This is a genomic window from Fluviicola sp. (assembly GCF_030151805.1).
Classification (GTDB): Bacteria; Bacteroidota; Bacteroidia; order Flavobacteriales_D; family Crocinitomicaceae; genus Fluviicola.
The window spans coordinates 1-11,919 of the sequence record NZ_JASLCN010000034.1; the positions used below are offsets into that span (position 1 = coordinate 1).

Consider the following 11,919-nt stretch of genomic DNA (forward strand, 5'->3'; position numbering starts at 1 on the left):
ACCTGTTTGTTTTCAAGCAATGCACTTAATGCGGCCGCACGTTCCAAATCAGTAGGCCCGCCAAGCAGCACGATGGGTTTTTCGATCTGATCAAGTACTTCTGCCATCAGGGAAACCGGCATTTGTTTCGTTGCGAATTGAGCTCCCATTGCAACGGCAATAAAATTCTTTTCTGCCAGACCGTAAGACGATAAATCAACAGTATCATTTTCCGACAGATAAAAATCACAGGGTTTCAGATCATTTTTTACACCGAGTATTTTCACTGCTTCGAAATAACGATCCACGACGTGAACTTTCGGCATCCGGTTAATTTTGAATGTCGTAAGAAGCAATTTGGAAAAGTTTTTTTTCGGAAAAGCACTGGATTTGACTTTCAGGGCTCTTTTCAGGCGCAGGGTTCGGATATTGTTGTGCAGATCGACCACATAATCATAGCGCTCCTGTTTCAAAACATCCACCACCTCATCAACCGATTTATCAATGGTTATGATTCGGTCAATGTACGGATTTTGCTCCAATACCGGTTTGAACGCTTTTTTGGTAATGTAATGGAGCTCTGTATTTTTTAATTGTTCCTTTAAACAGCGGATAACGGGAGTTGTCAGAACGACATCTCCAATTGAGCTAAACCGGACAACCAAAATTTTCATGGAGTCAAAGGTATAAAAAAGAACATGTCCGAAATCAGTTGGGACGCGATGTGTCGGGGTATAGTATTATTCGCACCCAAATCATTTTACAATACCATTGTATTATATTTTACCGCAAATGCACAAATATTTGAGGTGCTTACCAGTCGCCTCTTTACCAGTAAACATTAAAATAATGTATTTATAAGGCAACAAAGCGAGTGCGGTAGCCGAGCTAAAATTTGTGCATTTGTGGTGGAAAATGAAGTCTGGGTGTCAATTGTGATTAATCCCTGATACGTCGCGTCCCAACCGTGGATTATTTAATCTTTTTCAACAGTTCCTGAACTTCTTCCAGCTTTTTAGCCTGCGCTCCGATTTCTCCTTCTTTCTTTTGAGTTGCAGATTCATCGTCTTTGATTTTTTGCTCTGCATCAGCAATCTTTTTCTTATAGCTTTCGATATCTTTTTTGGAGCTTTCAATGCTTTTCTGCAAATCCTCTTTTTCTCCGTTCAACTTTTTCAATGCTTTCGTTTCCAATTCAATCATTCCGTTCACACTTTCCTTTGAAGCAGACTGTCCGAATTTTTTAGCACGGTTTTCAATGATTTTATACTGATCGCGGTGCTCACCCGAATTTAAATATGCTCCTCCTAAATCAACTGCAAAAGCCACTTTGATGTCTGTACCACTTTGGATAATTTTTGCATATCCGTCGAAGTACTTATCTCCCATGTCCTTCATCTTGGCTTGCTTTGCAGTATACTCATCTTTCGAGCTGCTGTATTTGCCTCCCCAGTCCTTCATTTCGGATTTCAGTTCTTTTTCAACAACATCTTTATTTGCGTAAGGAATCGTTACTACGACCGCATCAAAGGTTCCGTGAGAGAAACTGACTCTTTCATTGGATGTTTTTACTTCCTGACCTACTACCCAAGTAGTTAATAATGTTGCAACGATTAGTGTTAATTGTTTCATGTCGTATTAGTTATGTGTTGTTTTTGTTAGCGGTATTCATTCACCCGGTATCCCGGGTTAGTTATCAAAATTAACTTTTATCGCTTAGCTCAAACCAAATTCAGTCTTCGAAAGCGGCGCTTTCTCTCACTTTAACTTCTTAGCATTGCTCTTATGATTTGAGATCTGTTGATTTTGTGTCTTAATCTCTCCCTGCTTGTTAGTCAGTTCTTGTTGCTTGGCATCAATTTTCTTTTGAGATTGCTCAATTTTCTTCTGGGCATTCTCAATATCCTTTTTGGAGCTTTCAATTTCGCTTTTGATTTTCTTTTCTTCTTTTTCCAAAGACTTCAGTATTTTCTGATCTGCATCAACGGCCAGTGCGATACTAGCAGAAGCAGAAGCTGCACCAAATTTCTTCACTTTTTCCCATACCGTTTTGTATTCGACCGGATCTTCTACATTCGTCATGAATCTCCCACCCTTGTCTATTACAAAAGCAACTTTGATCTCATCAACCGTCTCAATGATCTTTGCATAAACATTCACATGACTTTCTCCAAAAATCTTATTCTTTCCCTGGATCACCTGGTACTCATCGCCAACGACGACAACCTTTCCCTTCCAGCTTTTCAATTCAGATTTCAACTGTTTTTCCACAGCTGCTCTTTTTCCAAAAGGAATATTTGCTACAATAGCATTTTTGACTCCCACCGAAAAAGAGACCGATTCATCAGTCATCTTAATTTCCTGTCCAAAGAGAACAGAAAAGGAGCAACACAATCCGACTATTAAAAATAACGTTCTCATAATGTTGGTTTTTATCTTATACAATGTAGGAACTTTGTTTCGTTTTTCAACATTTTTTATGCCTTTTTTACATCCTGTTGTAGAAGAACCCTTAACTTTATCCGGTGCAATTTAATTCAATACCGGGGCAAGCAGAGGTAAAAGCGCATTTGATTGAAGAGGTCAAAGGCGGAAAAATCAGTCATGCCCAACTCTTTGCAGGAAAATCCGGCCACGCCGCACTTCCATTGGCTTTAGCCTTTGTACAGTACATCTTTTGTGAAAACAAACAGGAAAACGACAGCTGTGGAACATGTGCGTCTTGCAAGAAGGTATCGGATTTGCAACATCCGGATTTGCACTTTTCTTTTCCAACTGTTCAAACCATTTCGAAAACGACCAATCCGTTGCTGCCTCTCTGGAGAACACAAATCAAGGAGTTGCCGATTTTTGACTTGTACCATTGGACGAAACGAATGGACGACAAAGAACGAAAACCGATTATCGGGACAGAAGAAAGTCTCGAAATCGTGAAGAAACTTTCCTTGAAATCCTACGAAGGCGGCTACAAAGTCATGCTCATTTGGATGGCGGAAGAAATGAACGCAACCTGCGCCAATAAATTACTTAAAATCCTGGAAGAGCCACCTGCAAAGACCTTGTTTTTGCTGGTTACGGATAGTCCGGATAAATTGCTTACAACGATTCTCTCCCGAACGCAAATTCTGCGCATTCCCTCCTACCCTATGGATATTATCCAGCAGGTTGTTGAACGAAGCGGCGTGAATCGTCAGCTTGCTGAAAGTATTGCGGCAAGAAGCAACGGGAATCTGATCGACGCGCAGCAAATCATGGGTGATCAATCCGAAGCGAATTTGTTCCGGGAACTGTTCATTCAGCTGATGCGCGTTTGTTTTAAGAAAGATGTCAATGCGATGCTGGATTGGACCGAACAGGTTTCTGCTCTTTCCCGCGAAGGACAAAAACAGTTTGTTCAATATGCTTTGCACATGGTTCGCCAAAGTGTGCTGAAAAATTACACACAAGACATGCTGACCCGTGTTTCGCAGGAAGAAGCTGCTTTCCTGGCGAATTTTGCACGCTTCATTTCAAACAATAATGTGATTGATTTCATGGAAATCTTCAACGATGCACATTATCATATCGACCGGAATGCGTTCGGGAAATTGCTCTTTACCCAATTGTGTTTCCAGGTCATGCGCTTTATTCACCGGGCATAAACGTTTAATCGAGTTTCACAATGGTCAGCTGATGCTTCTTGCCAAATTTCGCCTGAGCTTTATCTACTTTAGCATGTTCACGGTTTCTGGCAGTATTCTGTTTGACAGCCACTTCATCTATTTTTTTACCTAAACGTTCTATTTCCTGCGTTTCGCTATCAGGCAGATTGATGTATTCTTCGTCCATCTTCAAAAACTCCGGAATGCTTTTCTCCCCGCTAAATTTCAAGAATCGGACATAATCAAGCATCTGCATGGCCAGGGAACTGTCTCCTTCAAACGGCTGAATTCCTTTGATGTTTTCCGCTGCTTTTTCGCAGAGTGTTACCAATGAATCACATCGTTTCAATGCTTCTTCAGTCGTTATATTGGCGTCCAAAGAATTATCATACGCGATAGTAAGCATATCCAGCTGATCCACGAGGTAATCGTTGTAATCAGCAACATCTGTAAATAATCTTCGTTTGTCAGGGTTCGGTTTCGGACTATCTGAATTACTGCAGGAAACCACAAGGGTTCCAATTAAAGCGATGCAAAAAGCAGAAGCAAATTTCATGATGGTTGAATTTAATTTGTCCCCGAAAATAGCCATTTAATTGCGAGTGTCGAATCGGATTTTTCCGTTTTACAGCGGAGAATCTCCATTTCTATATCAAATTCTGAGTTTAAACACGACTTGTTTTAGCTGCAAGAGCAAAGAAAATTTCACCCTGATTGCTATTCACAAACAGCTGTTGTCAAGTCTGATGACAAAATGCCAATAGCAACTGTTAATTTTAGTATTTTTACATCAAATTCGAAAACTATGGGATGTTCCTCGTGTAGTAGCGGTGGTGGTACACCTCGCGGCTGTAAAAATAATGGGACCTGTAGTTCTGGTGGATGTAATAAACTAGGTGTTTTTGATTGGTTGGCAAATATGCAACTTCCAGCTGGTCAGGCGCCTTACGATATACTTGAAATTCGCTTCAAAAACAGTCGCAAGACGTTTTACAGAAACGCGAAAAACTTCTCACTTCAGGTAGGTGATGTGGTAGTTGTAGAAGCAAGCCCGGGTTACGATGTGGGTGTTGTTTCCGTAGTAGGTGAATTAGCCAGAATTCAGGTCAAGAAAAAAGCTCCGGGCCTAAAGCCAATGGAGACTAAGAAGATTTTGCGTATTGCAAATCAGGAAGATATCGACAAATGGGTGCAAGCCCGTTCCCTCGAATCTGAAGTCATGTTTCAGGCAAGGACTTTAGCTGTAAACATCGGTTTGGAAATGAAAATTTCCGACGTAGAATACCAGGGAGATTTGACCAAAGCAACTTTTTATTACACCGCAGAAGGGCGTGTTGATTTTCGTCAGTTGATCAAAGACATGGCGGATAAATTCAAAATCCGTATCGAAATGCGCCAGATCGGCTCCAGACAGGAAGCTCAGCGATTGGGCGGAATCGGTTCATGCGGACGGGAATTGTGCTGTTCAACCTGGTTGACAGATTTCCGTTCTGTTTCCACTTCTGCGGCTCGTTACCAGCAATTATCGCTGAATCCGCAAAAATTAGCCGGACAATGCGGAAAGTTAAAGTGCTGTCTGAACTACGAATTAGACATGTACCTGGAAGCAATCAAGTCTTTCCCGAGCACGGATGTGAAACTGCAAACCGAAAAAGGAACTGCTTTCCACATTAAAACAGATGTTTTCAAACGTCAATTGTGGTACATGTACGAGGGCGAAGCTTCCATCGGAGTAGGTTTGGTGGCTCTTACACCGGAACGTGTTCAGGACATTATCAAGGTCAACAAAGCGGGGAAAAAACCGATGGATTTGAAAGATTTTGAAACTTCCGCACAGGTAGCCCGCAAAGAACCAGATTACGACAATGTTGTAGGTCAGGATTCTTTGAATCGTTTTGACAATACGTTTAGCAAAAATAAGAAACGCAAGAAGAAAAAACCGAAAGGTGGTCCGCGTGCAGAAGGAGAAACAACTGTGGCAAGCCCAAAACCGGTTCAAAAGCAGGATAAACCCCAGCAGCAGAACAAGCCTCAGCAACAAAACAAACCGAAGCAGGATAACAGGCCAAAACCTCAGAATCCACAAAATAAACCGCAGCAACAAAACAAACCTGTTGACGCTGCAGCGAATGGAGGAGATGCTCCTGCTCAGGCAAACCCGAATAAAAAGAAGAATAATCGTCGCAGACCACCACGTAAAAACAACGGAGGAAATGAAGGCACTGAAAAATAGCTGGATATTCGTATTGCTGGTGTTTCTCTATTCTTGTGGAGATACGCCGCTTTACAACAAGTCTTATTCGTTTAAGAATAATTCCTGGGAGCAGAACGTAAAACCTGTTTTCAAGGTTCAGATTCCGGATACGACTTCTTTCTATACCATTCAGATTACCATTCGCACAACGACGGATTATGCCTACAATAACCTGTGGTTTTTCATTCATTCCAAAACTCCCAAAGGGCAGGTTGGCCGGGAACCGATTGAAATGAAAATTGCCAATCCGGACGGTTCATGGATCGGTGAAACTTCAGGAACTATTGTTGAAAATACCGTTTACTTCAAACACCGGAAATTCCCTCAAAAAGGTGCTTATACCTTTACGTTTGAACAAGGAATTACGGAACAGAGTGCTCAAAACGTGATGGATATCAGTTACGCAGTAATCAAAGATCCCAATCAGAAATAAGTTATGGAAATCAAGGTTATCAATAAATCAACAAATGAATTACCCGAATATGCAACCGTAGATTCTGCGGGTTTGGATATTCGCGCTTTTTTGAGTGAGGCCGTGACTTTAAAACCTTTGGAACGCAAATTAATTCCGACAGGATTGTACCTGGAAATTCCAAGCGGTTATGAGGTTCAGATCCGGCCAAGAAGTGGTTTCGCATTCAAACAAGGTGTTACGGTGTTGAATTCTCCGGGAACCATCGACGCGGATTACCGTGGTGAGATCGGTGTGCTGTTGATTAACTTATCCAATGAAAATGTCATCATCGAACAGGGTGAACGTGTTGCTCAAATGGTTGTAGCACCTTTTGTGCAGGCAAAATTGAAATTAACAGATGAACTTTCGGAGACTAACCGCGGAGAAGGCGGTTTCGGAAGTACAGGAAAAAATTAAATCATACTATGAAAGTTATCGTTCCAATGGCGGGGCGTGGTAGCCGATTAAGACCACATACATTAACAGTTCCGAAACCACTTGTACCGGTTGGCGGAAAACCGATCGTACACCGTTTGGTGGAAGACATTGCAGCAGTTTGTAACGAACCGATCGAAGAAATCGGTTTTGTGATCGGTGATTTCGGAATTGAGATTGAAAATGAATTAATCAAAGTTGCCGAAAAACTGGGAGCAAAAGGAACGATCTTTTACCAGGACAAACCGTTGGGTACTGCTCACGCGGTATTGTGTGCTGAAAAATTATTGGACGGACCGGTTGTTGTGGCTTTCGCAGACACGCTTTTCCGTGCAAACTTTACCATTGATCCCGAAGCAGACGGAATTCTGTGGGTGAAGCAGATTGAAGATCCAAGTAACTTTGGAGTGGTAAAAATGAACGAAAAAGGAGAGATCATCGACTTCGTTGAAAAACCGAGGGAATTTGTTTCTGATTTGGCCATGATCGGTATTTATTACTTCAAAGATGGTGAAGCTTTAAGAAACGAATTAAACTTTTTGGTAGAAAACGGCATCATAAAGAGTGGCGAGTACCAACTTCCCGATGCATTGCGCAGATTGACCGAAAAAGGAAAGCGCTTTAAGCCGGGAGAAGTAGACGAATGGCTGGATTGCGGAAACAAGGAAGTAACCGTTATTACCAATCAGCGTGTGTTGGAATACGACCAGGAAAAAGGAATTGATATGGTAGATGATTCTGCAAAACTTTTGAATTCGGTGATTATTCCTCCATGTTATGTGGGGAAAGATGTCATTATCGAAAACTCGGTTGTAGGTCCTCACGTTTCTCTCGGAAAGGGTTCTGTTGTAACCAATTCCATCATTAAAAACAGTATTTTACAGAATTATTCCATCATCGTGGATGCAAACATGCACAACTCCATGTTGGGATCGCATTCAAAATACAAAGGTTTGGCTCGGGATTTGAGCTTAAGTGATTACTCAATTATCAGCTAATGAGAAATTTCCTTTACATCGGTGCTTTGGCTTTTTGTTTTACTTCCTGTGCAGTAAAGAAAGTTGCTACTTCTGAAAAAACGGATTCGAAACCGAATCTGGCGTATATTCAGACTTTTCACAATGCCATTCGCTACAAAGTAAAGGGACAAACGAATAACGCCATCCAGGCATTTGATTCCTGTTTGGTGATGCGCCCAACGGATGACGCTGCTGCTTTTGGTTTAAGTCAGTGTTATCTGCAATTGGATAATAAGAGCAAAGCTTCGGAATACACGGAATTGGCCAGTAAGCTGGATCCCAACAACATCTGGTACACCCAGGAATTGGGTTATATGTATTACAACCAGGGCAAATTTGTGGAATCGGAGAAATGCTTCTCCAAAATGGTGAAAGCACAACCGGCAAATGTAGATTGGTTGTTTGCGCACGCAGAAATATTGAAACGTTTGGGTCGCCAGATGGATGCGATCAATTCACTGACGAAAATGGAAGACCAGTTGGGTATTTTGCCCGATTTGTCGATTCAAAAATTTGAGTTGTATCAATCCCTGAAACAAGACGAAAAAGGACTTGCCGAGCTTCATAAAGCACGCGAAGTTTACCCGGATGATCTGAGTCTGATCGGAACATTGGTAGATTACTATTTCTCCAAGCGGGAAATTGCCAAAGCGCAATCCATGTTGGTGGAATTGGTGAAAAACGATCCCACAAACGCACGTGCCAATCTGGCTTTGGGTGATTTGTATTACCGTCAAATGAACAAAACGGAGGCCTATACCTACTTCAAAGCGGCTTTCCAGGGAACAGACATTGATCTGGACACCAAAATGTCCCTGCTCCTGGAGATGTACGAAAAACAGGTGGTGGTTGACAAGGAACTGATCGAATTGGCGGATTTACTGATTGCAAATTATCCGAATAACGCAAAGGGATATTCTGTAAAAGGAGATTTTTTACTGCGCAATAATGAAAAAGAAGCTGCTTTGGAAGCGTATAAAACTGCGCTCAAATACGAAGAAACTAAATTCCCGATCTGGAACCAGGTTTTGATTCTGGAGTATGAATTGCTGAAATTCGATGATCTGTACAAGGATGCACGTGCTTGCAGTGCGCTCTTTCCCACTATTTCAAATGTACAATTGTTGTATACCATCGCCTGTGTTCAACTGGATCGCTTCCAGGAGGCAATAGATGCTGCCGACATGGGAAAAGAATTGGTTGTGGACGATCCGGCGGTTGAAGCAGAATTTTATGCTCAAAAAGGAGATGCGCTTTTCGGAATGAAGAAATACCAGGAAGGTTCTGAAGCTTACGACAAAGCAATCAGTATTTATCCTTCCAATCTGCTGACCAAGAACAATTATGCCATGCGGTTGGCATTGGCAAATATTGACCTTCCGAAAGCTGAAAAACTGATCAATGAAATCATTGACAGCAAAGCAAACCAGGCTCCTTATCACGATACAAAAGGCTTGGTACTTTTCAGACAAGGAAAATTCAAACAAGCTTTGGAACAATTCACCATTGCGGATGAACTGGACAAGGAAAATAAAAACTACATCGAACACATGGGTGATGCTTTCTTTAAATTGGGAGATTCTGGCAAAGCTCTCGAATTATGGAAAAAAGCACTTTCACTAGGATCAAAAAACAAATCATTAAGCAAAAAAATTCAAACAAAAACGTATGTCGATCCGGAATATTAAATGGTTAGGTATTGTTGTATTTGTTATTCTTGCCTCTTGTGCCAGAAGACCAATAGAGCAAAAACCGATCAAACTTGAAAAAAGAAAAACCAGCGAGTTGATTCACGTAATGGACAGTCTTTCTGTGATCAGACCGAATTCATTCTATACGAAGATCAAGTGTCATTTTTCCGATACCAATCGCAGAATCGGCTTCAAAACATCTATTCGATCCATCAAAGACAGCATCATCAATCCGATGATTACGTATGCCGGAATTCCGATTGTCAATTCCATTATCCGACGTGATTCCTTATTGATCTCCAACAGAAAAGACAAATGTGCCATCCGGACAACCATGAGTTACATCAAGGAATCGTTCGGTGTGGATTTCGACTACCGGAATATTGAAGAATTGCTGCTTGGATTACCGGTTGCATACGACACAACTCAAAAGTATTTCCAGATCAATGATCCTTATAATTACGTTGTTTCATCACACCGGAAAAGGATTATCAAAAAGGAAAACAAAAACAAGCACGAAAAGGAGAAAGAAAAGGAAAACGCCAACAATCCGCGAAGAGACCGAAACGGAAACGAGGACCACGAAGATGAGGTGATGATCCGTTATTTCATTCATCCTTCCATGAAAAGCATCAGTCGCCTGGTAATTGACAGTCCGGAAGATACGACGCACATTTCGGTAGATTATTTTAGCCGCGACACCGTAGATACCTATTTGATTCCCAAAGAAGTGGTTATTGATATTGTAACCGCACGGAATCATATCGTTTTAACGATGGATTACGATAAAACAGAAGTAAATACTCCTCAGGAAATTTACTTTGTAATACCGGAAGATTATGGCAACTGCAGTTCTGAAAAATAGTCTGTTCATTCTTCTGCTTGCTTGCACAAGCATTACCTGGTCTCAGAAAAAAAGTGATCAGCTGCAAGCAGAACAAAACAAGCTGGAGAAGAAACTTTCCACGACAAAATCGCTATTGGATAAAGTCAAAAAAGGAACGGAAACTTCTCTGAACGAACTGAAATTAATCGAAAACCAGGTGAAGAACCGCGAATTGCTCGTGCGAAACTTCGACAACCAGATCAGAAGTGCCGAATTGACTATTTCTTCCAAAGGAGAACAAATCAAGGAACTTCAAAAACGCCTGGTCCTTTTGAAGGAACAGTACAAAAAGTTGCTGATCTACGCATACAAGCACCGGAACAAATCTGCCAAAATGATGTTTATTTTTTCCTCTTCGAACTATTTTGAAGCGGTGAAACGAACGTCTTATCTAAAACGACTTTCTGAAATTCAGCAAAAGCAATTCAAGGTTATTCTGCAGAATGAAAAAACAATTCACAAGGAAATAAAGGCAATCAGCCAGGAAAAAGATCACAAAAAGACCTTGCTCGAAGAGAAAATCATCGAAAAACAACAGATTGAAAAAGACAAATCTGCGAAACAGCAATCATTGGAAAAATTGCGCAAGGACGAAAGCTCTTTGATGGCGGAATTGAAAGAACAGGAACGCCAGAAAGCAGAACTGAAACGCCGGATCAAGCAAGCTATTGAGAAGGAAATTGCAGATGCTGAAGCAAAGGCAAAGAAAGAAGCAGAACGAAAAGCGGCCCTTGCTGCAAAAAGCAGTTCTTCCTCAACTTCTTCTCCAAAAACAACAACGACTACAACAGCTCCTGCAAAAGAAGTTGCCTTTACCGATACAAAAGAAAACATTGCCATGGGCAAGAATTTCGAATCGAACAGGGGGAAATTACCGTGGCCGGTTGCCAAAGGATCTATCACCGAGAATTACGGAAAAAATGCACATCCTACGCTTCCGAACGTGTTCACGAATAACAACGGAATTGACATCGGCGCTCCGAAAAATTCACAGGTGCGTGCTGTTTTTGACGGTGAAGTGACCAGTGTTCTCAATATTCCGGGAGCAGGAAAAGTAGTCATCATCAAACATGGTGCTTACCGAACTGTTTACAGTAATCTACAGGAAGCATACGTTTCCGTCGGAGATAAAGTCGGGGCGAAACAATCCATCGGATCCTTATTATCGGACGAAGAGGGCAATTTATCTACTGCCCATTTTGAGATTCACCAGGTTGTTGAAGGAACTGTTCAACGCATTAATCCAACTTTGTGGCTGGCACAATAGTGTTCCGAATGTGATATTTTCAACGCTACTTTCGACAATTCGACCTGTAAAAAACAAAACACTCATTCATAATGCGCGCATAATAATTTATCTGTGCAATTCCTTCATTTAACGTCTTTTATGAGCCTTCCAATCCGGATTTTGATTTAACTTTGCCGCATCATTTTCTCTCTCCATCACTATTCCATAACATAACAAATTGGCATAGTGTATGAACAAAACGCTCTCTTTATTTCCATCACTTATCCTTACTACATTTACTTCGCTGGCACAAACAGGTCCGGCCGGAGTGG

General features: G+C 41.4%; 13 protein-coding genes. 8 read left to right on the top strand and 5 right to left on the bottom strand.

Annotated elements, in window-relative coordinates; all coding sequences use genetic code 11:
* From Q1V93_RS01270 to Q1V93_RS01280, 3 genes are all read right to left on the bottom strand, one after another.
* Positions 1–653 (bottom strand): glycosyltransferase family 9 protein (locus Q1V93_RS01270; protein ID WP_300660384.1); only part of this gene is annotated, 653 nt, incomplete at its 3' end.
* Positions 654–951: 298 nt separating this feature from the next.
* Complete coding sequence (locus tag Q1V93_RS01275; RefSeq protein ID WP_300660387.1) at positions 952–1,611, bottom strand: hypothetical protein; 660 nt, start codon at positions 1,609–1,611, stop codon at positions 952–954.
* Between the two features lie 126 nt (positions 1,612–1,737).
* Entirely contained in the window at positions 1,738–2,400 is a 663-nt protein-coding gene (locus Q1V93_RS01280) for a hypothetical protein (protein WP_300660390.1), read from the bottom strand.
* Positions 2,401–2,504: 104 nt separating this feature from the next.
* Between Q1V93_RS01280 and Q1V93_RS01285 the strand changes: the two genes are divergently transcribed.
* Positions 2,505–3,620: a DNA polymerase III subunit gene (locus Q1V93_RS01285; protein WP_300660392.1), complete on the top strand. Its 1,116-nt coding sequence runs from the start codon at positions 2,505–2,507 to the stop codon at positions 3,618–3,620.
* 4 nt (positions 3,621–3,624) lie between these two features.
* On the opposite strand, the gene Q1V93_RS01290 is transcribed toward Q1V93_RS01285, so the two are convergent.
* Entirely contained in the window at positions 3,625–4,176 is a 552-nt protein-coding gene (locus Q1V93_RS01290; RefSeq protein WP_300660395.1) for a hypothetical protein, read from the bottom strand.
* A gap of 249 nt (positions 4,177–4,425) precedes the next feature.
* Here Q1V93_RS01290 and Q1V93_RS01295 point away from each other — a divergent pair, with 249 nt between their 5' ends.
* The 7 genes from Q1V93_RS01295 to Q1V93_RS01325 are packed head-to-tail and all read left to right on the top strand — an operon-like array spanning position 4,426 to position 11,626.
* Positions 4,426–5,853 carry a regulatory iron-sulfur-containing complex subunit RicT gene (locus Q1V93_RS01295; protein ID WP_300660397.1) on the top strand — a complete coding sequence of 476 codons (1,428 nt, stop codon included), beginning with the start codon at positions 4,426–4,428 and terminating at the stop codon, positions 5,851–5,853.
* A complete protein-coding gene (locus Q1V93_RS01300; protein WP_300660400.1) occupies positions 5,834–6,307 on the top strand; it encodes a gliding motility lipoprotein GldH in 474 nt (157 codons plus the stop codon). The genes Q1V93_RS01295 and Q1V93_RS01300 overlap by 20 nt, the downstream gene beginning before the upstream one ends.
* Before the next feature lie 3 nt (positions 6,308–6,310).
* A complete protein-coding gene (gene dut / locus Q1V93_RS01305; RefSeq protein ID WP_300660403.1) occupies positions 6,311–6,745 on the top strand; it encodes a dUTP diphosphatase in 435 nt (144 codons plus the stop codon).
* Positions 6,746–6,753: 8 nt separating this feature from the next.
* Positions 6,754–7,761, top strand: a complete 1,008-nt coding sequence (locus Q1V93_RS01310; RefSeq protein ID WP_300660406.1) for a sugar phosphate nucleotidyltransferase — start codon at positions 6,754–6,756, stop codon at positions 7,759–7,761.
* The gene (locus Q1V93_RS01315) at positions 7,761–9,470 is read left to right on the top strand and encodes a tetratricopeptide repeat protein (RefSeq protein ID WP_300660409.1); all 1,710 of its coding nucleotides are present in this window, start codon (positions 7,761–7,763) and stop codon (positions 9,468–9,470) included. Before Q1V93_RS01310 ends, Q1V93_RS01315 begins: the two co-directional genes overlap by 1 nt.
* On the top strand, positions 9,451–10,338 hold the full coding sequence (locus tag Q1V93_RS01320; protein WP_300660412.1) for a DUF4292 domain-containing protein: 888 nt from the start codon (positions 9,451–9,453) through the stop codon (positions 10,336–10,338). The genes Q1V93_RS01315 and Q1V93_RS01320 overlap by 20 nt, the downstream gene beginning before the upstream one ends.
* Positions 10,313–11,626 (top strand): peptidoglycan DD-metalloendopeptidase family protein, encoded by a 1,314-nt coding sequence (locus Q1V93_RS01325; RefSeq protein WP_300660415.1) that lies wholly within the window; start codon positions 10,313–10,315, stop codon positions 11,624–11,626. Before Q1V93_RS01320 ends, Q1V93_RS01325 begins: the two co-directional genes overlap by 26 nt.
* Positions 11,627–11,734: 108 nt before the next feature.
* Here the strand turns inward: Q1V93_RS01325 and Q1V93_RS01330 are convergent.
* The coding region (locus Q1V93_RS01330) for a hypothetical protein (RefSeq protein WP_300660417.1) at positions 11,735–11,919 on the bottom strand (185 nt) is incomplete at its 5' end.

Bases quoted from the DNA above. Each gene is read 5' to 3' on its own strand.
- Q1V93_RS01290 (WP_300660395.1), bottom strand. From the start codon at position 4,176: ATGAAATTTGCTTCTGCTTTTTGCATCGCTTTAATTGGAACCCTTGTG.
- Q1V93_RS01325 (WP_300660415.1), top strand. From the start codon at position 10,313: ATGGCAACTGCAGTTCTGAAAAATAGTCTGTTCATTCTTCTGCTTGCT.
- Q1V93_RS01275 (WP_300660387.1), bottom strand. From the start codon at position 1,611: ATGAAACAATTAACACTAATCGTTGCAACATTATTAACTACTTGGGTA.
- Q1V93_RS01280 (WP_300660390.1), bottom strand. From the start codon at position 2,400: ATGAGAACGTTATTTTTAATAGTCGGATTGTGTTGCTCCTTTTCTGTT.
- Q1V93_RS01315 (WP_300660409.1), top strand. From the start codon at position 7,761: ATGAGAAATTTCCTTTACATCGGTGCTTTGGCTTTTTGTTTTACTTCC.
- Q1V93_RS01295 (WP_300660397.1), top strand. From the start codon at position 4,426: ATGGGATGTTCCTCGTGTAGTAGCGGTGGTGGTACACCTCGCGGCTGT.
- Q1V93_RS01310 (WP_300660406.1), top strand. From the start codon at position 6,754: ATGAAAGTTATCGTTCCAATGGCGGGGCGTGGTAGCCGATTAAGACCA.
- Q1V93_RS01300 (WP_300660400.1), top strand. From the start codon at position 5,834: ATGAAGGCACTGAAAAATAGCTGGATATTCGTATTGCTGGTGTTTCTC.
- Q1V93_RS01320 (WP_300660412.1), top strand. From the start codon at position 9,451: ATGTCGATCCGGAATATTAAATGGTTAGGTATTGTTGTATTTGTTATT.
- dut (WP_300660403.1), top strand. From the start codon at position 6,311: ATGGAAATCAAGGTTATCAATAAATCAACAAATGAATTACCCGAATAT.